At 60.6% G+C, this 25,667-nt stretch carries 23 protein-coding genes and 1 riboswitch; of the genes, 7 read left to right on the top strand and 16 right to left on the bottom strand.

Annotation, left to right across the window (positions count from 1 at the left end):
* Positions 1-45: 45 nt before the first annotated feature.
* A complete protein-coding gene (locus tag ACIOU6_RS18880) occupies positions 46-1,554 on the top strand; it encodes an AhpA/YtjB family protein (RefSeq protein WP_221731212.1) in 1,509 nt (502 codons plus the stop codon).
* A gap of 223 nt (positions 1,555-1,777) precedes the next feature.
* On the opposite strand, the gene ACIOU6_RS18875 is transcribed toward ACIOU6_RS18880, so the two are convergent.
* From ACIOU6_RS18875 to ACIOU6_RS18835, 9 genes are all read right to left on the bottom strand, one after another.
* Positions 1,778-2,485 carry a membrane integrity-associated transporter subunit PqiC gene (locus tag ACIOU6_RS18875; protein ID WP_401138599.1) on the bottom strand — a complete coding sequence of 236 codons (708 nt, stop codon included), beginning with the start codon at positions 2,483-2,485 and terminating at the stop codon, positions 1,778-1,780.
* A 176-nt stretch (positions 2,486-2,661) separates the two neighbouring features.
* Positions 2,662-4,926, bottom strand: a complete 2,265-nt coding sequence (parC, locus tag ACIOU6_RS18870) for a DNA topoisomerase IV subunit A (RefSeq protein WP_401138598.1) — start codon at positions 4,924-4,926, stop codon at positions 2,662-2,664.
* A gap of 7 nt (positions 4,927-4,933) precedes the next feature.
* Positions 4,934-5,458 (bottom strand): TIGR02281 family clan AA aspartic protease, encoded by a 525-nt coding sequence (locus ACIOU6_RS18865; protein ID WP_221731215.1) that lies wholly within the window; start codon positions 5,456-5,458, stop codon positions 4,934-4,936.
* A complete protein-coding gene (locus ACIOU6_RS18860) occupies positions 5,455-6,444 on the bottom strand; it encodes an esterase-like activity of phytase family protein (RefSeq protein ID WP_401138597.1) in 990 nt (329 codons plus the stop codon). Before ACIOU6_RS18860 ends, ACIOU6_RS18865 begins: the two co-directional genes overlap by 4 nt.
* Positions 6,444-8,351, bottom strand: a complete 1,908-nt coding sequence (parE, locus tag ACIOU6_RS18855) for a DNA topoisomerase IV subunit B (RefSeq protein ID WP_221731217.1) — start codon at positions 8,349-8,351, stop codon at positions 6,444-6,446. The genes ACIOU6_RS18860 and parE overlap by 1 nt, the downstream gene beginning before the upstream one ends.
* Positions 8,352-8,392: 41 nt before the next feature.
* Positions 8,393-9,001, bottom strand: coding sequence for a YqiA/YcfP family alpha/beta fold hydrolase (locus ACIOU6_RS18850; RefSeq protein WP_221731218.1), 609 nt, complete (start codon positions 8,999-9,001; stop codon positions 8,393-8,395).
* Between the two features lie 158 nt (positions 9,002-9,159).
* Entirely contained in the window at positions 9,160-9,975 is an 816-nt protein-coding gene (gene cpdA, locus ACIOU6_RS18845; RefSeq protein ID WP_401138596.1) for a 3',5'-cyclic-AMP phosphodiesterase, read from the bottom strand.
* Between the two features lie 99 nt (positions 9,976-10,074).
* Positions 10,075-10,527 (bottom strand): DUF1249 domain-containing protein, encoded by a 453-nt coding sequence (locus tag ACIOU6_RS18840; protein WP_221731220.1) that lies wholly within the window; start codon positions 10,525-10,527, stop codon positions 10,075-10,077.
* On the bottom strand, positions 10,518-11,135 hold the full coding sequence (locus ACIOU6_RS18835) for an NUDIX domain-containing protein (protein ID WP_339432297.1): 618 nt from the start codon (positions 11,133-11,135) through the stop codon (positions 10,518-10,520). The genes ACIOU6_RS18840 and ACIOU6_RS18835 overlap by 10 nt, the downstream gene beginning before the upstream one ends.
* Positions 11,136-11,362: 227 nt before the next feature.
* Here ACIOU6_RS18835 and ACIOU6_RS18830 point away from each other — a divergent pair, with 227 nt between their 5' ends.
* Positions 11,363-12,109, top strand: a complete 747-nt coding sequence (locus ACIOU6_RS18830; RefSeq protein ID WP_221731222.1) for an RsiV family protein — start codon at positions 11,363-11,365, stop codon at positions 12,107-12,109.
* Here ACIOU6_RS18830 and cytX read toward each other — a convergent pair.
* Together cytX and thiC are read right to left on the bottom strand one after the other, a co-directional pair.
* Positions 12,078-13,370, bottom strand: coding sequence for a putative hydroxymethylpyrimidine transporter CytX (gene cytX, locus ACIOU6_RS18825; RefSeq protein WP_401138595.1), 1,293 nt, complete (start codon positions 13,368-13,370; stop codon positions 12,078-12,080). The genes ACIOU6_RS18830 and cytX overlap by 32 nt on opposite strands.
* A gap of 140 nt (positions 13,371-13,510) precedes the next feature.
* Positions 13,511-15,400, bottom strand: a complete 1,890-nt coding sequence (gene thiC / locus ACIOU6_RS18820) for a phosphomethylpyrimidine synthase ThiC (protein WP_401138594.1) — start codon at positions 15,398-15,400, stop codon at positions 13,511-13,513.
* Positions 15,401-15,546: 146 nt separating this feature from the next.
* Positions 15,547-15,652, bottom strand: a riboswitch (TPP riboswitch).
* A 204-nt stretch (positions 15,653-15,856) separates the two neighbouring features.
* On the opposite strand from thiC, the gene ACIOU6_RS18815 reads away from it, so the two are divergent.
* Positions 15,857-17,290, top strand: a complete 1,434-nt coding sequence (locus tag ACIOU6_RS18815) for a TolC family outer membrane protein (protein WP_401138593.1) — start codon at positions 15,857-15,859, stop codon at positions 17,288-17,290.
* Positions 17,291-17,353: 63 nt separating this feature from the next.
* On the opposite strand, the gene waaA is transcribed toward ACIOU6_RS18815, so the two are convergent.
* Complete coding sequence (gene waaA, locus ACIOU6_RS18810; protein WP_221731226.1) at positions 17,354-18,628, bottom strand: lipid IV(A) 3-deoxy-D-manno-octulosonic acid transferase; 1,275 nt, start codon at positions 18,626-18,628, stop codon at positions 17,354-17,356.
* A gap of 11 nt (positions 18,629-18,639) precedes the next feature.
* Positions 18,640-19,536: a LysR family transcriptional regulator gene (locus ACIOU6_RS18805; RefSeq protein WP_401138592.1), complete on the bottom strand. Its 897-nt coding sequence runs from the start codon at positions 19,534-19,536 to the stop codon at positions 18,640-18,642.
* Between the two features lie 109 nt (positions 19,537-19,645).
* Here ACIOU6_RS18805 and ACIOU6_RS18800 point away from each other — a divergent pair, with 109 nt between their 5' ends.
* From ACIOU6_RS18800 to ACIOU6_RS18785, 4 genes are all read left to right on the top strand, one after another.
* Positions 19,646-19,978 (top strand): multidrug efflux SMR transporter, encoded by a 333-nt coding sequence (locus ACIOU6_RS18800; RefSeq protein WP_221731228.1) that lies wholly within the window; start codon positions 19,646-19,648, stop codon positions 19,976-19,978.
* A gap of 112 nt (positions 19,979-20,090) precedes the next feature.
* Positions 20,091-21,266 (top strand): FAD-binding oxidoreductase, encoded by a 1,176-nt coding sequence (locus ACIOU6_RS18795; RefSeq protein WP_221731229.1) that lies wholly within the window; start codon positions 20,091-20,093, stop codon positions 21,264-21,266.
* On the top strand, positions 21,263-22,075 hold the full coding sequence (locus ACIOU6_RS18790; protein WP_401138591.1) for an aldo/keto reductase: 813 nt from the start codon (positions 21,263-21,265) through the stop codon (positions 22,073-22,075). The genes ACIOU6_RS18795 and ACIOU6_RS18790 overlap by 4 nt, the downstream gene beginning before the upstream one ends.
* Before the next feature lie 31 nt (positions 22,076-22,106).
* The gene (locus ACIOU6_RS18785; protein ID WP_221731231.1) at positions 22,107-23,072 is read left to right on the top strand and encodes a metal ABC transporter ATPase; all 966 of its coding nucleotides are present in this window, start codon (positions 22,107-22,109) and stop codon (positions 23,070-23,072) included.
* Between the two features lie 4 nt (positions 23,073-23,076).
* Here ACIOU6_RS18785 and ACIOU6_RS18780 read toward each other — a convergent pair whose 3' ends face one another.
* Genes ACIOU6_RS18780 through ACIOU6_RS18770 form a run of 3 tightly spaced genes read right to left on the bottom strand, consistent with a single transcriptional unit; the run spans position 23,077 to position 25,552 of the window.
* On the bottom strand, positions 23,077-23,877 hold the full coding sequence (locus tag ACIOU6_RS18780; protein ID WP_221731232.1) for a hypothetical protein: 801 nt from the start codon (positions 23,875-23,877) through the stop codon (positions 23,077-23,079).
* A 13-nt stretch (positions 23,878-23,890) separates the two neighbouring features.
* Positions 23,891-24,577: a hypothetical protein gene (locus tag ACIOU6_RS18775; RefSeq protein WP_401138590.1), complete on the bottom strand. Its 687-nt coding sequence runs from the start codon at positions 24,575-24,577 to the stop codon at positions 23,891-23,893.
* The gene (locus ACIOU6_RS18770; RefSeq protein WP_221731234.1) at positions 24,578-25,552 is read right to left on the bottom strand and encodes a glycosyltransferase; all 975 of its coding nucleotides are present in this window, start codon (positions 25,550-25,552) and stop codon (positions 24,578-24,580) included.
* Positions 25,553-25,667 lie beyond the last annotated feature (115 nt).

Below are 25,667 nucleotides of genomic sequence, written 5' to 3'. Positions count from 1 at the left end.
GCCCCAAACTCCGCGTCAACTACCCGGACAAAACACACGACCACACTGAACCGCCCCACGCCAGTTAAAACCGATAACTTCTTCCTGCTGATCTTCCGTGCACTGCGCCACCGCCGTGTACCGATTGCATTGCGCATTGCCAGCCATAACGTGATCCTCGTCGCTCTGGCGCTGGTGATCTATGCCGGCGTGATGGGTTTGCAATTCAAGCAGGCCATGCACGAACAGGCCGATGCGCTGGGCGAAAGCCTGACCACGCAGACCGCCACCTCCGCCACGGAGCTGCTGGTGTCCAACGACATCCTCAGCCTCAACGTGCTGCTCAACAACCTGACCAAGAACAAACTGGTGGCCCACGCCGCCATTTACAGCGTGGATAACCGCATCCTCGCCGAGTCCGGTCAGCGCCCCAAGCACAGCCTGCTGGGCGAAGCCGAGGGCATGTACGAAAGCAAGATCACTTTTCAGGACGTGACCGCCGGGCAACTGCGCATCAGCCTGGACATGGATCAGTTCCAGCAGCCGATGACCATCAGCCTGCAAAGCATGGGCATCTTGAGTGCGATTCTGTTGGCGCTGTCGTTGGCCCTGAGCCTGCGGCTGGGTCGGCACATCTCCACGCCGCTCCTGCAACTGCGCGTATGGCTGCGCCGGATCGATGAGTACACCCCGGGTATCGAGCGTCAGGACGAGATCGGCGATCTGGCCCGTCAGTTACACGCCAACTATGCCCCCGAGCCTGTTGAGCCCGAGCCAGAACCGGAGCCCGAGTTCGAAGACGACGAGACTGAGTTCGAAGTGCGTAACCTGCGCGACCCGAGCTTCGACGAGAGCCGGCCGGTGGCCGCGCAAAAGCCTGCGGCACGCCGGGTGGTCAGCACCGTCGAGGACGATGAGGACGACGACGCCTTCGCCGACCTGCGCGACGAGTCCTTGAATGAAACCGCGCAACCGCCGATTCGCCAGGCCACACCAAGCGTGCCTCAGCACACGGCAGTGCTGGCCGTGCAACTGGGCTCGCAGGAGCAACTGCGCCGTTTGCCTCGGACCCGTCTGGAGGAGTTGCAAAAGCGCTACCGCGATTGCCTCGATCAAGCCGCTTCGCTGTATCAAGGCGAGATCGAAACCCTGAACGATGGCAGCACGCTGATGCTGTTCCACACCGAGGACAGTGGCGACGACTACCTGACCAACGCGATCTGCTGCGGCGAGTTGCTGCGAGCGCTGGGCCATCAGTTGCAGATTGAAGTCGCGGACAGTGGCATTACCCTGCAATTGCAGTTGGGCCTGACACTGGGTGATGAGTTGTTCGGCCTGAGCCAGATTGATCTGCTGCTGACCGATTCGGCCCAGGACGCACTGGCCTTGTCGCAGCACAGCCGCAATTTGCTGCTGGTTGAACGCAAGATCAGTGATGACGCGCTGATCCGTCAGCGTGCACGGATCCGCCCGATCGCCAGTCCCGAGGGGGCGTGCTGTGTCGAGCGGTTGATGGAGCCTTATCCATCGATGCTGGAGCGGCAACTGGCGCGGATGCATGAGCGCCGGGCCTGAGGCCTGATCCCGCTGTAAAGGAGCCCGCAGATGAGTGATTGTCTGCGGGCTTTTTCGTAGTCTGATCCGGCCTCTTCGCGAGCAAGCCCGCTCCCACAGGGGAATTGAAGCCGTGTGGGAGCGGGCTTGCTCGCGAAGGGGCCAGACGCCTAACCACACATTTCCAGACAGCAGACACAACAAAGCCCGCACAAGGCGGGCTTTGTTTTGACTCAAACCAGACTTAGAAGCGGAACACTTCCATATCGGTGCGAATCGGCGAAGCCATCGGGATCTTAGGCTGCTTGTCAGCATCCGAAGGCGCTGCCGGTTTCGGTGCTGGCTTACGCTGCGCCTCGACCACCGGCGGCTGATTGGCCAGTGGTTTGAGCGCCACCGACAGTTGATCGGCCAACCGCTGCAACAGAATCCCTTGTGCCTGAACCTGCGAAGCCGTGCTACCGGCGTGCAGCTCTTGCAGGTGGACGATGCGGTTATCACGCACTCGGCCACGACGGTCGATCAATCGCCATTGCGCATCGAGAATCGCCGGTTGTTTCTCACCGGAGTCCAGACGCGTGATGGTCAGCAATACCTGCGCATCCGGGGTAAAACCCTGAGTGGCCGGTGCCAGCACGACACGTTGGCTGTCCAGATGGCCGGCAACCTGACGCAGCAGCAACTGGTCGATATCCGACGAAAGGCTGCCAGCCCAACGACCATCGGTCGCCGCTTGCAGGCTGCCGTCCGGTTGACGTTGCAGCAGGGTTTCACGTTGCAGGTAGTCGGCGACGACTACCGGGCCCAACAAAACCGCCATGCCTGCGCTTTGCGCAGGCTGAACCGGACTTCCGCTGTCCAGCTGATACAGCGACACCGGCTGGTGTACGCTGCAACCCGCCAGGCCAAGAACGCCGGCGAGCAGGAAAATAAGGGGGCGCAGAGCAGTCATCATCCCGTCCAGGTGGCCGCCACTCGGCTGACCACAGTGAAAATACTCAATAAATATGAAGAACGCTCGGCCACGCCGGCGCTTGAAAGGCCATATCATCCGTGAATATGCGTTCCGACTCCAGCGCCAAAGCGTCGATCTACGCGTTAAATCGTAGATCGAGCGCTCTGGGACGCCTAATTGAGGTTTTCGACGAGCAGCGCATCGACTCGCTGGAAGCCACGCGGCAGTTTATTGCCACGGCGACCACGCTCACCTTTGTAGTGTTCGAGGTCGTCGGCCTTGAGCGACAGAGTCCGTTTTCCGGCCTGCAACACCAGCGTTGCGCCTTCCGCAAGCACGGCGATGTCCGTGACATATTCTTCGCGACTGGCCACGCGCTCACCGGAAATACCGATGATCTTGTTGCCCTTGCCCTTACCTAATTGTGGCAGATCGCTGATTTTGAATATCAGCAGGCGACCTTCGGTCGTGACCGAGGCCAGCCAGTTCTGTTCACGATCGGTCACCGGACGCGGCGCGATCACTTTGGCGTTGTTCGGCAGGCTCAACAGGGCTTTACCGGCCTTGTTCTTGGCTTGCAGGTCTTCGCCTTTGACCACGAATCCGTAACCGGCGTCGGAAGCGATCACGTACAGCGCATCGTCTTCCGGCATCAGCACGCATTCGAACGATGCGCCCGGTGGCGGCGTCAGACGGCCGGTCAACGGCTCGCCCTGGCCACGGGCCGACGGCAACGTGTGCGCGGCGACCGAATAGCTGCGGCCGGTGGAGTCAATAAACACCGCAAACTGGTTGGAGCGCCCCGCTGCCGAGGTCTTGAAGCCATCACCGGCCTTGTACGACAGGCCGGTGGCGTCGATGTCATGACCTTTGGCCGAACGGATCCAGCCTTTTTCCGACAACACGACGGTCACTTTCTCGTTCGGCAGCAGATCGTGCTCGGTCAACGCCTTGGCTTCGGCGCGCTCCACGATTGGCGAGCGGCGGTCGTCGCCGTAGGTTTCGGCGTCCTTGATCAGCTCGGTGCGCACCAGTTTCTTCAACTTGGCTTCGCTGCCCAGCAGCGCTTGCAGCTTGGCTTGTTCCTTGAGCAGTTCGTCCTGCTCGTCGCGCAACTTCATTTCCTCCAGTCGCGCCAATTGACGCAGACGGGTGTCGAGGATGTAGTCAGCTTGAATCTCGCTGAGGGCGAAGCGCTCGATCAGCTTGGCTTTCGGGTGTTCCTCGGTACGAATGATGTGAATCACTTCATCCAGGTTGAGGTAGGCAATCAACAAACCGTCCAACAGGTGCAGTCGACGCTCGACCTTGTCGAGGCGAAATTGCAAACGGCGACGCACGGTCTGCACACGGAATTCCAGCCATTCGACCAGCAAGGCGCGCAGGTTTTTCAGCTGTGGCTTGCCGTCCAGACCGATGATGTTGACGTTGACCCGGTAGGTCGACTCCAACTCGGTGCTGGCGAACAGGTGCTGCATCAGCGCTTCGTGATCGACGCGGCTGTTGACCGGGATAATCACGATGCGGCACGGGTTTTCGTGGTCGGATTCGTCACGCAGGTCGGCGATCTGCGGCGCTTTCGACGGTTTGGCCTGCATCAGCGCGGCGATCTGCTCCAGCACTTTGGCCCCGGAGACCTGATGCGGCAGCGCGGTGACGATGATGTCGCCGTCCTCGACGTGGTACACGGCGCGCATGCGCACCGAGCCCTTGCCGGTTTCGTACATTTTCAGCAGGTCGGCGCGCGGCGTGATGATTTCCGCTTCGGTCGGATAGTCCGGGCCCTGGATGTGTTCACAGAGTTGCTCGACCGTGGCTTTGGGCTCATCGAGCAAGCGCACGCACGCCGTGGCGACTTCGCGCAGGTTGTGCGGCGGTACGTCGGTGGCCATGCCCACGGCGATGCCGGTGGTGCCGTTGAGCAGAATGTTCGGCAGACGCGCCGGCAATACCAGCGGTTCCTGCAGGGTGCCGTCGAAGTTCGGGCCCCAGTCCGCAGTGCCCTGGCCCAGTTCGCTGAGCAGCACTTCGGAATAACGCGACAGGCGAGCCTCGGTGTAACGCATGGCCGCGAAGGACTTGGGATCATCCGGCGCACCCCAGTTACCCTGGCCGTCGACCAGCGTGTAGCGATAGCTGAACGGCTGAGCCATCAGCACCATCGCTTCGTAGCACGCCGAGTCGCCGTGGGGGTGAAACTTACCGAGCACGTCACCGACGGTACGCGCCGATTTCTTGTGTTTGGAGTCAGCGTCCAGCCCCAGTTCGCTCATCGCATAAATGATGCGACGCTGCACCGGTTTCAGGCCATCGCCGATATGCGGCAAGGCACGGTCCATGATCACGTACATGGAGTAGTTGAGGTAGGCACTTTCGGTGAAGTCAGCCAGCGAGCGGCGCTCTACGCCGTCTAAGCTGTCTGCAAGGATGTCGCTCATGCGGGCCTCATCGGTTCGTTGTCTGGCGCAGCAGCATGGTGCCACCGCGCTGAGTAAATTCAAGTTTGTTCAGGGCACTCATGCCGAGCAGCACCTGATCACCCTGCAAACCTGGCGCCACCAGTGCGCGGACGTCCCGCAGCACGATGTCGCCCAGTTGCAGGCGGTCAATTTTTGTACGATAGCCCTGGCTCAGGCCATTGGCCGTGCTCAGGGTCACACCAAAACCCTCTTGCAGCTTCAAACGCTTGGCCAGATCCGCCGGGATCGCCACATCGGTTGCGCCGGTGTCGAGCAGGAATTCCACCGGCTCGCCGTTGATCTGGCCGCTGGCGACAAAATGCCCCTGGGCGTTACCGGCCAGCTTCACTTCGATAAAACCTTCGCCCTGCTGCGAACTTACCACCACGTTCGGATTCTGCTGGCGTTGCTCCCACTGGCCGAAAAACCGCGTGGCCAGAAAAAGCGCAGCGCACCAGGCCAGGATCATCAGCACTCGCCCGGCGCGCTTGCCTGGCGGTTGCTGGCTCATGGCTTGGCGCTCCAGCCACCGTCAGGCGCGGCGAACCGCCAGACGACCGGCCGAACCTCACCGTCGGCACGCGGACCAAAATTATTGTCGACGCCGATCCACGCCCCCTCAGCATCAACGATCAGTGCCTCTTCCAGCCCGTAGCGCTGTGAGTATTGGCGGTTGACCTGCAACAGTTCGGCCGCATACGACCAGCAACGCTCGACCTTGGCGGTCTGCGCATCGCGCCGACAAACCTGGAAAGCGTTGCGCTCAAGGGTAAACAGTTTGCCGTTGAACAACGAAATATCGGAAAAGTCCCGATCGACCGCTTTGGCCTTGGGAAACTGCGGCGGCTGCATCTCCTTGCCACTCTCGCTGAGCAGCACGCAACGGCCGTCGCAATCCCACACCGTCTGCTGGCGCTTGATCTTCAGCAAGCCACGGCTTTGCCGTTCGGCGGCCAGCCACATCTGATCGCCCGCCGGGTTGATCGCCAGGCCTTCGAATATCGCATTGAAATGCAGGAGCATGCCGCTGGCCCGCGCTTCGCGAACCATCATCGGCGAGATCTTCAGCCAGTTGGCCGGGCCGTTGACTGGCACCTGCAACACTGCTGCATGGCCTTCGCTGACGATGTAGCGATTGCCGGCGCTGTCGCAGGTGATGCCTTCGAAATCCAGATCGCCACCCCGGATAAACGACGCCGCCCAGTTGCGCGAACTCAGACCCCATGGCAAACCGCTGTCGGGCACCTTTGGCACATCGATTCGCACTGTTTCGGCCTGCCAGACCTGATCCGCCGTATTGAGCCGATAGATCTGATCGTCATCGCGGTCAGACACCGTCCACAGCTCATTGCCGCACATCGCTAGCCCGGAGAGATTGCCGCCGCGCAGGCCTTCGACCGGATGTTCGGAGAGCAAGCGCAGCTCCTGCGCAGGCTCGGCCGACGCGGTCATCGCACTCAGCAGCAACGCACCCGCCAAGGCCCAGCCAAACCGCATCAGGCCAGCACCTCGGCGAGGTTGCCTTTGGATTCGAGCCAAGCCTTGCGATCACCGGCGCGTTTCTTCGCCAACAGCATGTCCATCATTTCCGAGGTCTGGGCGAAATCTTCGCCCAGCGTCAGTTGCACCAGACGCCGGGTGTTGGGGTCCATGGTGGTTTCACGCAGCTGCGGCGGGTTCATTTCACCCAGACCTTTGAATCGGGTGACCTGTGGTTTGCCGCGTTTCTTCTCGGCCACCAGACGGTCAAGAATCCCATCACGTTCGGCTTCGTCGAGGGCGTAGTAGATCTCTTTGCCGAGGTCGATACGGTACAGCGGCGGCATCGCGACGTAGACGTGACCGGCATCCACCAACGGGCGGAAATGCTGGACGAACAACGCGCAGAGCAAGGTTGCGATGTGCAGGCCGTCAGAGTCGGCGTCGGCGAGGATGCAGATCTTGCCGTAGCGCAACTGGCTCATGTCCGCCGCGCCCGGATCGACACCGATGGCCACGGCAATGTTGTGCACTTCCTGGCTGGCGAGCACTTCGCTGCCGTCGACTTCCCAGGTATTGAGGATCTTGCCGCGCAACGGCAGGATCGCCTGAAACTCTTTGTCCCGGGCTTGTTTGGCGGAACCGCCAGCGGAATCACCTTCGACCAGGAACAGCTCGGAGCGCATCGGGTCCTGCCCGGCGCAGTCAGCCAGTTTGCCCGGCAGTGCCGGCCCTTGGGTGACGCGTTTGCGCTCGACCTTTTTGCTGGCCTTGAGACGACGGCCGGCGTTGTTGATCGCCAGCTCCGCCAGCGCCAGACCGGTTTCCGGGTTGGCGTTAAGCCACAGGCTGAAAGCATCTTTGACCACACCGGAAACGAACGCCGCCGCTTCCCGAGACGAAAGACGCTCTTTGGTCTGGCCGGAGAATTGCGGCTCCTGCATCTTCATCGACAGGACGAAGGCGATGCGTTCCCAGACGTCTTCCGGCGCCAGTTTCACACCGCGCGGCAGCAGGCTGCGGAATTCGCAGAACTCGCGCATCGCATCAAGCAAGCCCTGACGCAAACCATTGACGTGGGTACCGCCCTGCGCCGTCGGGATCAGGTTGACGTAGCTTTCCTGCACCGCGTCGCCACCTTCCGGCAACCACAGCAGGGCCCAGTCGACCGCTTCTTTATTACCGGCGAAAGCGCCGCAGAACGGTTCGTCCGGCAGGCGTTCAAATTCGCTGACCGCGTCGACCAGATAGGAGCGCAAGCCGTCTTCGTAATGCCACTCGACTTTCTCGCCGGTGCCTTTGTCTTCAAAACTGACCAGCAGCCCCGGGCACAGAACGGCCTTGGCCTTGAGGACGTGCTTGAGGCGGCTGATGGAAAATTTCGGTGAATCGAAGTATTTCGGGTCCGGCGCGAAGTACACGCTGGTGCCAGTGTTGCGCTTGCCGACGGTACCGACGATTTCCAGTTCCGAGGCCTTGAAGCCGTCGTTGAAGGTCATCTGGTATTCGTTGCCGTCACGCTTGACGCGAACCCGGACTTCGGTCGACAAGGCGTTGACCACGGAAATACCCACCCCGTGCAGACCGCCGGAGAACTGGTAGTTCTTGTTGGAAAACTTGCCGCCCGCATGGAGCTTGGTGAGGATCAGCTCGACACCTGAAACACCCTCTTCCGGGTGGATGTCGACCGGCATGCCACGGCCGTCGTCGCTGACTTCCAGCGAGTGGTCGGCGTGCAGGATGACCTGTACTGATTTGGCGTGGCCGGCCAGGGCTTCGTCGACACTGTTGTCGATGACTTCCTGGGCGAGGTGGTTCGGCCGACTGGTGTCGGTGTACATGCCGGGGCGTTTGCGCACCGGGTCGAGGCCCGAGAGGACTTCGATGGCGTCGGCGTTATAAGAGCTAGCGCTGGGAGTGGCCATAGGGTCTCGTCGTCAGTCATTCATGAAAGAGGGGCAAGACTTCACAGTGCGGTGAAATCGATTGCCTGATACACATCGGCGCCAATGCCGGCAAAACTCAACAAGGCTGGCAATTGCCCGGCAAAACCCTGGAAACCATGGTCGCCGCCGGCCTGAATGCGCAAGGCACAGGCTCGGTAATAGTGCTGGGCGAGGCGATAATCCAGTGTTTCGTCGCCGGTCTGCAACCACACCTGATACCGCTGCGCATCGTGGGGCGCCGGCACTTCCAGCTCGGCCAGGGCCGTCACATGGTCATGGGTCAATTCCCAGTTTTCATCGGTATACAGGTTTTTCTGCGTTCCCAGATAGCCGTCGAACATCCGATGCGGACTGACGGCCGGGTTGACCAGCAACGCTTTCAGGCCATGGCGCTCGGCCAGGTGAGTCGCATAGTAGCCGCCGAGTGAGCTTCCCACCAGCAGCGGCCGGCCCAGCTCGGCAATCGCTTGCTCCAACTGACCGATGGCTTGGCGCGGATGGTGATGCAGGGCCGGAACCCGCAGTTGCCCGCTCAAACCCAGCCGCTCCATCACCGCGACCAGCTCACAGGCCTTTTTCGAGGCCGGCGCGCTGTTGAAACCGTGGATATAGAGGATCGAACCGGACATTTGAGCTCCCTGAGTGTCGGCGAAAGATAGCGGAGTTTACAGGGAGTCGGGGGGATCGTGGGTGTTTGTAAGGATGCCTTCGCGAGCAAGCCCACTCCCACACAAGGAAAGCATTGCACTGTGAGAGCGGGCTTGCTCGCGAAGGCGTCGGTGCGGCCTCAGTAACCGTTTGAACCGTAATCGACAGTGAAGGCGAAATCAGTGACCCGCTCGACGCCAGTCTCCAGCCGCCCGTCTGGCAACAACCGCAACCAGCGATACCCCGGCGCCTGATCCCCGACCTTGAAGTCTTCACTGCCCGGCTCGAACTGAATGCAGGTCGACGGCGAGGCCAGCAACCTTACGCCATTGCGCTCGCGATCAATCTCCTGATGCACATGCCCCCACAACACGGCGCGGGCCTGTGGAAAACGATCCAGCACCTCGAAAAAAGCCTCGCGATTACGCAAACCGATCGGCTCCATCCACAGGCAGCCAATCGGCACCGGATGATGATGGAAGCACACCAGGTGATGGCGCTCCGGCGCTTCGCTCAACGAGCGGGCCAGCAGTTGCAATTGATCGTCCTGCAAATACCCCGGCACCGACCCCGGCACGGCGGAATCGAGCAAGGTCACGCGCCAGTTGCCGACATCGACCACCGACTCCAGCAGCGCACTCTGCACTGCCGCTTGCGCCATGATCTGCGGTTCGTCGTGATTGCCGGGAATCCAGCGCGCAGGAGCATTGATCTGCGCACTCATCTGGCGAAACTGCTGATACGACGCCAGTGTGCCGTCCTGCGAGATATCCCCGGTGGCCAGCACCAGATCGATCTGCGGTTGCTGCGCCAGCACCAACTCAATGACTTTTTGCAGGCTCTGACGCGTGTTCATGCCCAGCAGCGCACCGTCCGCTTCGGCGAACAGATGGCTGTCGGACAACTGCACCAGCAACGCCGGATCGGCGGTGGTCAACGTGGATACGCTCGGCAAGGCGTTCTCCCAAGGCAAAAGCACGGAATCGGTCAAGTGCCGCAATTATGCTGGGGGATCACTGAAAGAGGAAACCTGTGAACCGGACGCAGTTCACAACTAGCGTACGACTTCGTACTCATGCCCCAAGGCCAGGCAGTGACTCAACCACTCCCCCAGAAACAGATTGAGTTGAGCCTTTTCGTCTGGCTGATGCATCGCGGCGTTCGGGTAAGGATAGATGCCGCGAAAGCGTCGTGCATGTTCAGCGCTGATGACCTCGGCCATGCGCGCGTCGTGATAGACCTGCACTTCCAGTTGCGGCACTGGCAGCCACGGCAGGCTGTGTTCCTGGCGCACCTGCAACGTGGTGGTGTAAGGACAGGTTTGCAGCACTTCAAGGGCCAGCACTCCGAGCATCTGCTCGCCCTGAGTCACGGCGATGCGTCGCGCCTCTGGGTCGTTACGCATGTCCGGCACCAGCCGCATCAGGCGCGCGTAGTTGGCCTCGCAGGCGGCTTGCAGCCCCACGAGGTCGACTCGATAACGATCGCGCAGCTTGTTTACAACCATAACCCCCTCACTTCAGCGCGGTTCAGCGCCAGCCATTGCAGAGCGATAATGCTCGCCGCATTGGCAATACGTCCGTCGCGCACAGCCTGCAAGGCATCTTCAAACGCCCAGACCGTGACGCGGATATCTTCAGCCTCTTCCTCCAGCCCATGCAGGCCGCCGACACCTGCGGTTTCGCAACGCCCCAGATACAAATGCACGAACTCGTTGCTGCCGCCCGGCGACGGGAAATACTTGGTCATCGGCCACAGGGCCTTGATGTCCAGCCCAGCTTCCTCCTGCGCCTCACGGTGAGCAACTTCTTCCGGTTGCTCGTCCTTGTCGATCAGACCAGCGACCAGCTCAACCAACCAAGGGTTGCTGGCCTTGCCCATGGCGCCGACGCGAAATTGCTCGATCAGCACCACTTCGTCGCGCTGCGGATCGTAAGGCAGCATGCAGACCGCATCGTGCCGCACGAACACTTCACGATTGATCTCGCGGCTCATGCCACCCGCGAACAATTCATGGCGCAGATGCAAACGGTCGAGCTTGTAAAAGCCCTCGTAGCATTTTTCGCGCCGCACGATATCGACGGCGGTCGGAATGGCGTTGGCAAAGTCAGTCATGGGCATCCTCTTTTCTGCAAATCCATTACGAGGTTCCTTTTTGTGACATGCAACCTCGACTTCGCGCCATCCTAACGCGCCCGCACCGTTTGATGCAGCCCTTTACCGTCAGCGGGATGGACGGTGGAGGCGAAACCCACTCTAATTAGCTTAGTGGCGAACTGACTGCTTCGGTGAGAGTCGAAGCGGATATCTTTTTGCCTTCCCCTGTTTCAGAAAGGACGCCCATGTCGCTTTTCAAAATTGCCTCCGTGGCCGCCATCGCCCTGACCTTGGGCGCGTGCGCGAGCCTGTTCCAGCCCAACTACCGCACGCCCCTGGAAACCACCCGCGATGCGTCGGAACAGCTCAAGCCTGGGTGTTCCAACCCCGACTGCCCGCTGGTGAATATCGATACCGTACATTTCGCGGCAGAGCCTGCCCTGGACGGCATCATCGAAAAACGCCTGCTGCAAATGACCCGCACCGAACAGAACGCATCGGTGGCGCCGACCCTGGCGGCTTACCGCGAGCAGTTCTTGAATACTGCCGGTCCACGCAACAGCAGCTATCTGCAAGCGAAAGTACGCGAGCAGCATGACGGCTTGGTGATCATCGAATTGTCGAGCTACCTCGACACCGGCGGCGCCCATGGCACACCGGGTCGCGGCTTCATCAACTATTCGCGCCAGCAGCACAAAGTGCTGAACCTGTCGGACATGCTGATGCCGGGTCAGGAAGACGCGTTCTGGAAGGCTGCGCAGGTTGCGCACAACAGTTGGCTGATCAGCACCAAGCTCGATCAGGAAGCGGAATTCGTTTCGAGCTGGCCGTTCAAGAAAACCCCGAACGTGGCGCTGACCTACGGCGCGGTGATCCTCAAGTACGACGTGAGTACCCTCGCGCCTTACGCGCTGGGTCACGTCGAACTGAAGATCCCTTATCCGCGCCTGAACGGCATTCTCAAGCCTGAGCTGTTCCCCGGCCGTAACTGAAAGCCCGACCGAGCACGAGTTGCAGCAACCCTGCCAGCACCAGCGCTGGCAGAGTTGCGCCGACATCCGGATACAGATTCGCCAACAAGTGGTAGGTGCTCACGCCACCGAGCCAGGCCAACAGCGCCGGCCAGCGCAATGCGGCTGACGCGACCTGAGTGCTGCGCTTGCGCAAGATGAAGTGATCCACCAGCACCACGCCGAACAGCGGCGCAAACACCGAGCCGATCAGCAGCAGGAAATTCTGGTATTGCGCCAATGGCGCCAGCAGTGCGATCAGCGTGCAGATCGCGCCGATGGCCAAGGCCAGATGCTCGACTTTCAAGCGCAACAGAATCCCGCTGGACACCGCGGCCGAGTGAATGTCGGCGAACGCGTTTTCCGACTCGTCCAGCAAAATCAGCAACAACGGAATCCCCAGACCGGCGCCAGCCAAGGCCAGCAACAGCGCGTTGACTTCACCACTCGGCGCAAACGCCAATGTGTAAGCGACGCCCAGGCTCATCAGCCAGAAATTGCCGATGAAGAAACCGATGGCGGTGCCGCCGAAGACACTCTTCGCCCGTTTACCGAAACGCGAGTAGTCGGCAATCAGCGGCAACCACGACAGCGGCATCGCGATGGCAATGTCCAAGCCCACGGCGAACGGCATCGAACCATCGCCGGCACGCGCCCAGAGAGCAGCCAGATCAGCCTTGGCGAACAGGTTCCAGGTCAGCCAGAGGCACGCGGCCAACAGCAGCCAAATGCCCCATTTACGCAGGATCTTGCGCACGAACGTCAGCGGCCCGCTGACGGCGAGCAATGTCGCCAGAGCGCCGAAAACCAGCGTCCACAACACCGGGTTCGAAACCAGCGAACCTTCGCTGAACGTACGGGTGCCAAGCAGGCTGGCGGCGTCGCGCATGACGATGATTTCGAACGAGCCCCAACCGATCAGTTGCAGCAAATTGAGTAGCGCCGGCAGGCTGGCGCCTTTGCTGCCCAGGCTAAGTTTCAGCGCGGCCATCGACGACAGGCCAGTGTCGCTGCCGATCACGCCGACCGCGGCCAGCAACAGCACACCGACCAGCGTGCCGAGGAAAATGGCCAGTAGCGAACCGGACAGGCCCAGACCCGGCGCGAGCAATGCGCCGGTCTGCAAAACCATCAGGCCGATGCCTAAGGAAAACCACAGGGAAAACAGATCACGACCGCCGAACACACGCTTGTCGGCGGGCACGGCGAGGTCGGGGGAGTAAGTGCTGGGTTGAATGCTCAAGGGTGTTATCTCAGAGGGACATTTGTTGTTGTGTTGACCGCATTCGCGAGCAGGCTCGCTCCCACAGGAGAATGCATTCCAATGTGGGAGCGAGCCTGCTCGCGAAGGGACCCTTGCAGGCGCCACCTTCTCAGGTCAGATCAAACCTTCTTGTACAGCTGACTGCCTTCCTTCTTGAACCGCTCGGCCTGTTCCGCCAGGCCTCGGGCGACGTCCACGTCGACCGCTTCGATACGCTGGTTGGCCGCGTACTCACGGACTTCCTGAGTGATCTTCATCGAGCAGAATTTCGGCCCGCACATCGAGCAGAAGTGCGCGACCTTCGCCGAGTCCTTCGGCAGCGTTTCATCGTGATACGAACGGGCGGTGTCCGGGTCCAGACCGAGGTTGAACTGGTCTTCCCAACGGAATTCGAAACGCGCCTTGCTCAGAGCGTTGTCGCGGATCTGCGCGCCCGGGTGCCCCTTGGCAAGGTCGGCGGCATGCGCGGCGATCTTGTAGGTGATGATCCCGGTCTTCACGTCATCCTTGTTCGGCAAACCCAAGTGCTCTTTCGGCGTCACGTAGCACAGCATCGCGCAACCGAACCAGCCGATCATCGCCGCACCGATGCCCGAGGTGATGTGGTCGTAGCCCGGCGCGATGTCGGTGGTCAGCGGGCCGAGGGTGTAGAACGGTGCCTCGTCGCAGCACTCGAGCTGCTTGTCCATGTTCTCTTTGATCAACTGCATCGGCACGTGGCCAGGGCCTTCGATCATGGTTTGCACGTCGTGCTTCCAGGCGATTTTGGTCAATTCGCCGAGGGTTTCCAGCTCACCGAACTGCGCTGCGTCGTTGGCGTCGGCAATCGAGCCCGGACGCAGGCCATCGCCGAGCGAGAAGCTGACGTCGTAGGCCTTCATGATTTCGCAGATTTCTTCGAAATGCGTGTAGGCGAAGTTTTCCTTGTGATGCGCCAGGCACCACTTGGCCATGATCGAACCGCCACGGGAGACGATGCCGGTGACGCGCTTGGCGGTCAGTGGCACATAACGCAGCAGGACACCGGCGTGAATGGTGAAGTAGTCGACCCCCTGCTCGGCCTGCTCGATCAGTGTGTCGCGAAACAACTCCCAGGTCAGGTCTTCGGCCGCGCCGCCCACTTTTTCCAAGGCCTGATAGATCGGCACGGTACCAATCGGCACGGGCGAATTACGGATGATCCACTCGCGGGTTTCGTGAATATGTTTGCCGGTGGACAAGTCCATGATGTTGTCCGCGCCCCAGCGAATACCCCAAGTCAGTTTCGCCACTTCTTCTTCGATGGACGAACCCAGGGCGCTGTTGCCGATGTTGCCGTTGATCTTCACCAGGAAGTTACGGCCGATGATCATCGGTTCCAGTTCGGTGTGGTTGATGTTGGCCGGAATGATCGCGCGGCCGCGGGCGATCTCTTCACGGACAAACTCGGGCGTGATGATTTTCGGCACACTGGCGCCAAAGCTATGGCCGGCGTGTTGCTGATCGAGCAAACCGGCCGCACGCGCGACTTCGAGTTTCATGTTTTCGCGGATGGCGACGAATTCCATCTCGGGCGTGATGATGCCTTTGCGCGCGTAGTGCATCTGGGTGACATTGCCGCCGGCCTTGGCGCGACGCGGGTTGTTGACGTGGGCGAAACGCAGCTTGGTCAACTCAGGATCAGCGAGGCGCTCGCGACCGAAGTTCGAACTCAGACCGGCCAGACGCTCGGTGTCGCCACGGTCGTCGATCCAGGCCGAACGCACATCGCCCAAACCTTTACGCACGTCGATCACCACGTTCGGGTCGGTGTACGGACCCGAAGTATCGTAAACGGTGACCGGCGCATTGATCTCGCCGCCGAAGTCGGTCGGGGTCACATCGAGGGTGATTTCGCGCATGGGCACGAGGATGTCCGGGCGTGAGCCCTGAACGTAGACTTTTTGCGAACGGGTGAACGGTTTGACCGATTGCTCGTCGACCTTGGCCGAGTCACTCAGGTTGATCGCGTTTTTTGATTTTGTCGTCATCACGGGCTCTCCAGACAGCATCCAGGCAGTGGATTGTCGGAGCAGAACCTGAAAGGCACGGACGCACCAGGACCGGTGCTGTGCATCGTCGTCGAGCGTTCGATTGTCGAACAATATCCCGGACGAAGCACAAGAGGACTCGCCGGGTGACGAGAAATCTTGTTCCCTACGCAGGCGCTAACCTGATCAGGTTCAACGGGATCCGAAATTATTCGATCTCAGCCTCATAGCAAGGCACCCCGACAAGAACCCGGCCAGTCTAGACACAAGCGGCAAAGAACGCCAACACCGCGGCAAACACCATGATGAATGGCGCAATTGCCGGTGCTTGCAGGATTGTTGCAGCCCCAATGCCCAACTACACTCGCTACGCCATGCTGCGCCTTGACGCTGCATGGGCCGCGCCTTACCTTTGGCGCCCGGATTATTTCCATAATATTTGCTAGGGATCGCCTCATGCTGCGCAAACTTTCACTGGCTCTTGCCGTGTCTTGTGCGTCCAACGCAATGGCCTGGGCAGCAGAAGCGCCCTTGTCGACCAAAACCGATCTGGTCAGCGTCTATCAGGAAGCGGTCGACAACAATGCCGACCTCGCCGCCGCTCGCGCCCAGTACGGTGCACAGAAAGAAGTCGTACCGCAGGCCCGCGCCGGGCTGCTGCCGAACCTGTCCGGTGGGGCAGAAGTCGCCAACGTGCGCACCTCGATCGACCAGCCTTCGGCCACCGCCAGCCGCAGTGCCCATTCCTATCAGGCGACCCTGGCCCAGCCATTGTTCCGCGCTGATCGCTGGTTCCAGTACCAGGCCGCCAAAGACGTCAACGAACAGGCGGCGCTGCAACTGTCTGCCACTGAGCAAAACCTGATCCTTCAATCGGCCGAAAGCTACTTCAACGTGCTGCGCAGCCAGGACAACCTGGCCTCGACCAAAGCGGAAGAAGCGGCGTTCAAGCGCCAACTCGACCAGTCCAACGAGCGCTTCGATGTTGGCCTGTCGGACAAGACGGACGTGCTGCAATCGCAGGCCAGCTACGACACCGCACGGGCCAACCGGATCGTCGCCCAGCGTCAGGTCGATGATGCATTCGAAGCGCTGATCACCCTGACCAACCGTCAGTACAACTCGATTCAGGGCATCGTCCACACGCTGCCGATCCTGCCGCCAGCGCCAAACGACGCCAAGGCCTGGGTCGACACGGCAGCGAAACAGAACCTTAATCTGCTGGCCAGCAACTACGCCGTCAGCTCCGCCGAACAGACCCTGAAGCAACGCAAGGCCGGTCACTTGCCGACCCTCGACGCCGTGGCCAAATACGAAAAAGGTGACAACGACGCCCTCGGGTTCTCCAATCCGAACGCCTTCGGCACGCCGTACCGTGGCAACGTCGAACAGAGCACGCTGGGGCTGCAACTGAACATCCCGATCTACAGCGGCGGGCTGACCAGCTCGCAAGTGCGCCAGTCTTACGAGCAACTGAATCAGAGCGAACAGCAGCGCGAATCCCTGCGCCGGCAAGTCGTCGAGAACACTCGCAACCTGCACCGTGCGGTGAACACCGATGTCGAGCAGGTACAGGCGCGCCGCCAGTCGATCATCTCCAACCAGAGCGCGGTGGAAGCCACGGAAATCGGCTATCAGGTGGGTACACGCAATATCGTCGATGTGCTCGATGCCCAGCGTCAGCTGTACACCTCGGTGCGCAACTACAACAACACCCGCTACGACTACATCCTCGACAACCTGCGCTTGAAGCAGGCAGCAGGCACGTTGAACCCGGGTGACTTGCAGGATCTGACGCGCTATCTGAAAGCCGACTACAACCCGGACAAGGACTTCTTGCCGCCGGATCTGGCCAAGGCTGCTGAGGCGCAGCTCAAGGCGCGGCCTTAAAAAACAAAAGATCACAGCCTGCGACGTGAGCTGTCGCAGGCGGCGATCTTTTTTTGTGTAGGGTTACTTGATCAAGCGCCCCAACCCATCCAACAAACGCTGCAACGCCCCCTGATTGCGGCGCATCACATTCAGCCCCGCCTCAGCCATGCGCTGCGCATCGCGCGGCAGTTCGAACAAGCGCCGCACTTCCACTGCCAGCCCTTCGGCATCATCCACCTCAACCAACGCGCCGGCTTCACGCATCTGCGCGGCGATGTCGAGGAAGTTGAACAGGTGCGGGCCGCTGATTACAGGTTTCGCCAATGCGGCCGGTTCCAGCAGGTTGTGCCCACCGTTCGGCACCAGGCTGCCGCCGACAAATGCACTGTCGGCCAAGGCATAGAGAAACAGCAACTCGCCCATGGTGTCGCCGAGCAGCACCGATGTTTCAGCCGCGACGTTAGCGTCGGTGGAGCGGCGCACCGTGGCGAAGCCTTCGCGCTGGCACAGTTCAAGCACCGAGTTGAAACGCTCCGGATGACGCGGCACCAGAATCAACAGTGCATTCGGATAGCTGGCCAGTAACTGACGATGGGCGTTGAGCACCACTTCGTCTTCGCCTTCGTGAGTGCTGGCGGCGATCCACACCGGACGTTCCAGCGCTTGCCACTGGCCGCGCAATTCGGCAGCGCGCTGCAGCAGTTGCGGGTCGATGGTCAGGTCGAACTTGATCGACCCCGTCACTTCGACCGTTTCAGGACGCGCGCCCAGATCACGGAAGCGCTGGGCTTCCGCTTCGGTCTGCACGGCAAAAAAACTCATCTCGGCGAGCATTGGCGCGGTCAGCTTGCTGAAGCGGCCATAACCCCGGGCCGAACGTTCAGACAATCGCCCATTGGCCAACGCCACTGGAATGCCGCGTTTGGCGCACTGATGAATGTGGTTGGGCCAGAGCTCGGTTTCCATGATCACCGCCAGCTTCGGCTGCGCACGCTCCAGAAAACGCGCTGCGGCACACGGCAAGTCATACGGCAGGTAGCAATGCTGGATGCGCGGTTCGTTGGCGAACAGGGCCTGAATTCGCTCCGAGCCGGTCGGCGTCATGCAGGTCACGGTCATCGGCAATTGTGGATAACGTTGCAGCAAGGCGCGAATCATCGGCGCCGCCGCAATGCTTTCGCCCACCGACACCGCATGCACCCAGATGCCACCGGGTTGCAACGCCGGCATGCCATAGGAGAAACGTTCGCCAATCCGTTTGGCATACGCCGGTGCTTTTCGCGCCCGCAGCCATAGCCGAATCGCCACCAATGGCAGCCCCAGGTAAAACAGCGCGGTGTAGAGAGTTCTATTCATGGCGGCGGAGTTTATCGGCTTTTGTCGCCGATGGCCCGCAAGTGCACGGCAAAACGCTCTGCCAGCCAGCGCGCGGCCGGGCCGAGCGGCTCGTCGCGGCGCCAGACCAACTCGACCACCAGCGCCGGCGGCGTCCATTCGCTGTCGAGCTCGACCATCAAGCCCTGATAGGCCGAATACTGCACGACATGCCGTGGCAACCACGCCCAGCCCAGGTCGCGCACCAGCCACTCGGCCATTACATAGAAGCTGTCGGCGCGCCACACCTGCGGGCTGGCCGGATCGTTGCCGGGGTAAACACTGTTTTGCGTCGACATCAACAGTTGCCGATGTTGCGCCATTTGCTGGCAGGTGACGTAGGACTGCGCCGCCAAGGGATGATTGATCCCGCAGACGGTGACCATCTCCACGCGCCCCAGTACCCGACGTTCCAGTGCCTCGGGGATTTCATCGTGATAGAACAGCAACCCGAGATCGGCGCGGTGCTCCACCAGTTTGCGCGCCACTTCGCCTTGGGCGGCGCTGGTCAGTTGCACTTCCAGGCTGGGGAAATGCTCGGCCAACGCGCCGAAACTCTCCACCAGCGCCTGGTACGGCATCGCCTCATCCTGAGCCACGCGTAATTGCGCCTCCTGGCCGCGCATCATCGCCATGGCCCGACCATTAAGGCGCTCGCATTGCCGCAACACTTCCCGCGCCTCTTCAAGCAGCGCCTCACCCGCTTCGGTGAGGCTGGGTTGACGCCCGCTGCTACGCTGGAACAGGCTGACCCCCAAGTCGTCCTCCAGCATCGCAATCGCGCTGCTGATGGCTGACTGCGCCTTGCGTTGCCGCCGCGCTACGGCGGAGAACGAGCGCTGCTCAGCGACGTCGACAAACACCCGCAACTGATCGAGATTCCACTGCATGCTGATCCACCAACCTATCTCTAGAACAGATAGGTAATGACTTTACCCCATCTGAGGAGTCACTAGAATGCCGCCTCAGCAAGCAACATTTTCCATGAGGATTTGAACCATGAACGCCTACGTCTACCTGGCCATCGCCATTTGCGCCGAAGTGATAGCCACCGTTTCGATGAAGGCGGTCAAAGGCATCAGCACACCCCTGCCACTGATTCTGGTGATTGTTGGCTACAGCATCGCTTTCTGGATGCTGACGCTGGTGGTGCGAACGGTGCCGGTGGGTGTCGCTTACGCCGTTTGGGCCGGAATGGGGATCGTCATGGTCAGTGTCGCGGCGCTGTTCGTTTACGGGCAGAAGCTGGATCTGCCGGCGATGCTGGGGATGGCGTTGATTGTCCTGGGTGTCGTCGTCATCCAGCTCTTCTCGAAAACCGCCGGCCATTAACGCCAACCTCGCTCCCACATTGGTTTTGCGTCAGCCCTGTTGATCATCGACAAATCCCGCTCTTTCCCGAGTCTGTATACTGCGCCCTCGTCTTGAACACTGAGGTCGCTGCATGCCATCCGTTATTTCCACCGACGTTCTGATTGTCGGCGCAGGTGTCGCCGGCCTCTGGCTGAATGCACGCCTGCGTCGTCAGGGTTTTTCGACCGTGCTGGTGGAAAGCGCCAGCCTCGGTGGCGGGCAGAGTCTGAAATCCCAAGGCATCATCCACGGCGGCGCCAAGTACGCGCTGCACGGTGCGCTGACCGGCGCCTCGGAAGCCATCGCCGATATGCCACGGCGCTGGCGTGAAGCGCTGGCGGGTAACGGCGAGCTGGATCTGTCTGGCGTGCGCTTGCTGTCCGAAGCTCACTACCTATGGTCGCCCGGCACCCTCGCCGGCAACCTCACCAGTTTCTTCGCCAGCAAAGCCGTGCGCGGCCGTGTCGATCAGGTCAAAGGCGAACAACTGCCTCCCGCCCTGCAAGACAAGCGTTTCAAGGGCAAGGTCTATCGTCTCGCCGAACTGGTGGTGGATGTGCCGGGCCTGATCCAGCGTCTGGCCGATCTGGCCGGCGATGGCCTATTGGCCGGACGCACCATCGAGCCTCTGCTCGAAGCGGGCGTGCTGGTCGGCCTGAACGTCGACGGTCGCGAAATCCGCGCCCAGCGCATCGTCCTCAGTGCCGGCGCCGGTACCGCTGAACTGCTCACAGCTCTGGGCCTAAGCCAACCGGCCATGCAACGCCGTCCGCTGCACATGATCATCGCCAAAGGTCCGGGTCTGAAACCGCTGTACGCCCACTGCCTGGGCGGTGGCACCAAACCGCGCATCACCGTGACAACCCATCCGGCCGCAGACGGTCAGTGGGTCTGGTACATGGGCGGCGACATCGCCGAAAGCGAAGGCGTGGCTCGAGAACCTGCCGAGCAGATCGCCACGGCGCAAAAAGAAATCGCTCAGTTGTTGCCGTGGATCGACCTCAGCACCACGCAATGGGCGACCTTGCGCGTCGACCGTGCCGAACCGCTGCAAACCGGCCTGACGCGCCCGGACAACGCCTTCCTCGCCGAAGAGGGGCGCCTGTTGGTCGGCTGGCCCACCAAACTGGCGCTCGCACCGGACTTCGCTGATCGCGTGATCGCTTCGCTGCAACGCGACGGTATCCAGCCGCAAGCCGCCGAGCCATTACCGCCGCTGCCGAAACCACTCATGGGCGTTCCGGCCTGGGAGCAACTGCTGCCATGACGATTGCAACCCTGCACGACTTGCTCCGCCCATTGGGCAGCGCGGGCCTGATGGTTTCGCCGTTGGGCCTGGGCACCGTCAAACTCGGCCGTGATCAAGGCGTGAAATACCCCAACGGCTTCCAGATTCCCGACGACGACGACGCGCGCAGGCTGCTCAAACTTTCTCGGGACATGGGCATCAATCTGATCGACACCGCCCCGGCCTATGGGCGCAGCGAAGAACGCCTCGGCCCACTGTTGCGTGGTCAGCGTCAGGACTGGGTGATCGTCAGCAAGGTTGGTGAAGAGTTCGCCAACGGCGAGTCCCGCCACGACTTCAGCGCAGCGCACACCCGGATGTCGGTGGAGCGCAGCCTGCAACGTCTGGAAACCGATTTCATCGATCTGGTGCTGGTGCATTCCGATGGCAACGACATCGCCATCCTTGACCACGAAGAGGTTTACGCCACGCTCGCGGCGCTCAAGGCTGAAGGCAAGATCCGCGGCTTCGGTTTCTCCGGCAAAACCGTCGAAGGCGGTTTGAAAGCACTGGAGCAAGGCGACTGCGCGATGGTCACCTACAATCTGAACGAACAAAACGAGAAGGCTGTCATTGACTATGCTGCTGCTCACGGCAAGGCCATCCTGGTGAAAAAAGCCTTGGCCAGCGGTCACGTTTGCCTGAGCCCGGGCGTGGATCCGGTGCAGGCCAGCTTCGAGTTGCTGTTTGCCCAGCCTGGCGTAGCCAGTGCTATTGTCGGGACGATCAATCCGCTGCACCTCGCCCATAACGTTGCGACCGTTGCCCAAGTCCTTCGTGGTCATTGACGCCGCTTCGCGGCCTTAAGCAGGAGCCGATATGGCGCGCACGCTCATCAGAAAGAACCCGAGCAACTTCAAGACGCTGCCACTGTTCGTCGAAGCAACGCCCGAAGGCCTGACGTATCAGAGCGTCGGTATGCCGCTGAATTTCACCCAGACCTTGCAGCGGCGCAAACCGGTCAGCGTGGCCGACACCGAGCGCTTCTCACTGGAACTGGCGAACCTCGGGGTGTCGGTGCGACTGACCCTGCATTGGCAGGGTCGCGACTATTGGGTATTGGTGCGTCAGCGGCGCCAGGATCGCGGCGACGTGGTGCTCAAGTTGATTTCCGGTTACGTGCCGGCCCACGAACTGAACATCCCGCTGCACACCGCCATTCAAGAGATCGCCGAAGAGTGTCTGCTGGAAACCCCGGAAGGCTGGCTCGGCGGGCGCTTCAACGATACGTGGCTGCCGGCGCCCTACTCAGCCGCGCTGCATTATCGCGAGGCCCTGCCGTTTCGCCTGACGCCGCTGTCCGGCTCGGCGCGGCCCATTCGTTGCGCCAATCTGCAATTGCTGGAACGTCCGCGGGCGTATGTGCATTTGCCAACCGCGTCACTGCAATTGATCTATGACCTGCGGCTGGAGGTGCCCAAGGAAGCCAAATCCCTGAGCCTGTTCCACGTCGATGAGCGTTTGGAGGGTGATCAACTGGTAGCGCGGCTCGACCGCAAACGCCCGGACCTGTACTTGATGCCGCTCAAGGACGGCGCGCCAGTGGCCGAGTTGTACACCCTCAAGCGCGACAAACTCATGCCGGCCAGCACCCGCGGACTCTACCTGGCCGAGAGCTTTGCGAGCCAGGAAGGGTGGGTCGTGCGCGAAGAGCGGATTCGCTGGAAAGACTGGCTCGTGCAGCAGGGACTGCAACCGGCAGAGCCCCCTCGCCCAGGACTCAAGCAATTGAGTCTCAAGGCTCTGCGTCTGGTGGGTATCGGCAAGAAACGCGCGAGCAAATAGCCAACTAGCGACGACGATCCATCCATGTGCGCAGTGTTGCGAAGAAATGGAAGTAACGATTTTCGCGCTTGCCCATGCCGCGCTTGGCCGAAAACGATTCTTCGGCAAAGGCGCCGGTGATCCGAACTCGGGAGGCCTGGGTCGGTAGCGTACAAATCTTGGTGCCCGCCTGCTGCAATGCATATTTGAGCAGGCGCTCGGAGTGCAGCTTTCTTCCCGTCGCGCGGCAGAAGTCGAAGATGCGCTCGATCCGTTTGCCATACGCGACGTAGGTATCGCGCCCACAAATGGCAAATCGATCATTCAGCCCGCCCCACCACTGCCAGTCAGGAATGTAGGCATTGTGCCGTCTGGCTTCCTGGTGATTGAACACATAGGCGGGAAGCGGGTTGTGGAAAAAATTGTCTGGTCGCACGAAGACAACGAAATCCGGACTGAAGGATTCGATCATCGTAGTGACAGTGTGCAGTGAGTTGAGCTGAAAGATCAGGTTGCGCAGCGATGCATAGTCATCAGCCCAGGTATCGCCCTGTGCTTTGACCTGCTCGAAATCCCAACGCTCCAACACGTCTTCAGTGGAAGTCAGCGCTCCCGTCATCGTCTCGAACGGCTGATAGTTGTCAGCCGCCAGTTCGCCTTTCTCGCCAGATCGCGTGTTCTGCACTTCATCGATTTTGTACAGGTGATAAAAGCACTTTACGTCGCTGCCAACAGGCAACTGCGCCAGTACGTTCTGCTCGATGGAAGGAAAGCAAATTTGCGAGTTTCTCGGGATCCCGAAAAAAGCCACGGCAATTTTCAACACTCAACAGCACCTTTTATTTTTGGCGAAGCAGCTTTTGCCACCAGCGACGTGGCTGCAGAGGGACCACGAAGACGTCCGACGCCCGTAGCCAGTCCCGCTCATAATCCCAGGCATGGCCACCCCACAATTTTCCGGCCTCGTTGGAAAAACCCAGGGTCATGAGCTGATAGGTATAACCGGTATGGCCGCGCAACCAATCGAACAGCACCAGCGTGTTGAAACCCGTGGAGGGCCCGACGTAACGCTTGCCTCCCGGACGATCGACCGGATAGTGCCATAGCGGCGGCAAGGGGATGCGATCCCAGTACATGGCTACCCGCGGCAACGGACACATCGGCGCGGCGCAGCCCACCAGCAAGGTGAAACAGCGCTCACTTGCCTGCTCGAACAGCCGCTGCACATCCGGCCCGTAGGGAAGGCCGAAAAAATACGCATCCGGTGCGTTGTACCCGTGCACGAAGACATTCACGCTCCGCGAGTCGAGCAGCGGAGCCTTGATGCAGGTATTGAAGCTGACCACGACATCGTCGACGCCAAGGTTAAGCGCCTGAAAATCCGCCACAGTAATAGCCGGATTGTTGGCGATCAGTACGACACGAGCGGCACGGCCCAAGCACTCGCGCAAAGGCTCAGGCAACGCGTCCAGAACAGACTGGTCACCGCCGGGTAGCGCGTCCAGCGCCATGTGTTCGTCCATCATTCAGAACGGCACCTTCATCCCGTAACGTAACTTCACCCAGAACCGCGTGAGCGCCGAAGGCGATTGCCATGGGCGCATCTCGCGCTGGATTTCAGCAGCCAACGTCTGACCCACACGGGCAAAGGAATAGCGACTTTGTGCGAACACCTGTCCATTGCTGGCGATACGTTGCGCCAACTCCGGGTCGTCCTGCAGCAGTTTGATCTTTTCCAGTGCTTGCGCTTCGCTGCGATAAAACACCGTGTTGTGCATATCTTCGAAGCCGAGCAACTGGTCTTCTTCGCCCTGACTCCAGGCCAGCAATACGCAACCGCAGGCCATGGCTTCAAAGTTCTTGATCATGAATTCGTTCATGCCGATGTCGGCGCTGACAAAAATCTTGATGCGATTGAGCGTTTCCAGATACTCCGAGCCCGATTCGGTCCGGGTCACCAGCATGCCGGTACGCTGCGCCAACGACTCGAGCAGCGCTTTGCGCTGGGCATACTCGGTACTTTTCAGGCTACCGAGAAAGCCGATGGGAATGTCCCGCTCGACACCGGTGTTGTGCAGCATCTGTTCGTCGTAACCCTTTGAAACGAACGCTGTATCAATGCCTTCAGCCAGCATTTTGCGGGCAACCACGGCACCGGACACCAACGCCCGACAACTCGGAAGACGACGATAGAGACGCGAATACACGCCACGGTATTTACTGGCAGGCATGTAGTTCTGGTACGCGTCGTGTTCGAGAAAGATCAACCCGGGAATGCACTTGAGCACCCGCAATTGCCTGGTCAGGCGCTTGACCCGGGAGAAGATCACCACACGATCGAAGGTTTGATAATCAACCGAGGCCAGAAACGGCCCCAGGTTCATCTGTTGCTGCTTGCTCAAACGATAGATGAAACACTCATCACAATTCTGCTGAACGATGTCGTAGAGCCGGTCGAGAATGACCCGCTGCTCGTCCATCACCAGGAGCATGACTTTCATAAGTTAATTGACCACGCGACGTAAGCGGGCAAGCGCAGCGGACTCAACTTTGCCAACATCATCGGAAACGGCTCGATCCCCAAGGCAAAATCCGTTCACACGCAGTACACAACGG

Source organism: Pseudomonas sp. NPDC087615, from assembly GCF_044743445.1.
Taxonomy (GTDB): domain Bacteria; phylum Pseudomonadota; class Gammaproteobacteria; order Pseudomonadales; family Pseudomonadaceae; genus Aquipseudomonas; species Aquipseudomonas baetica_A.
This window is presented reverse-complemented; position numbering and strand designations above follow the sequence as displayed.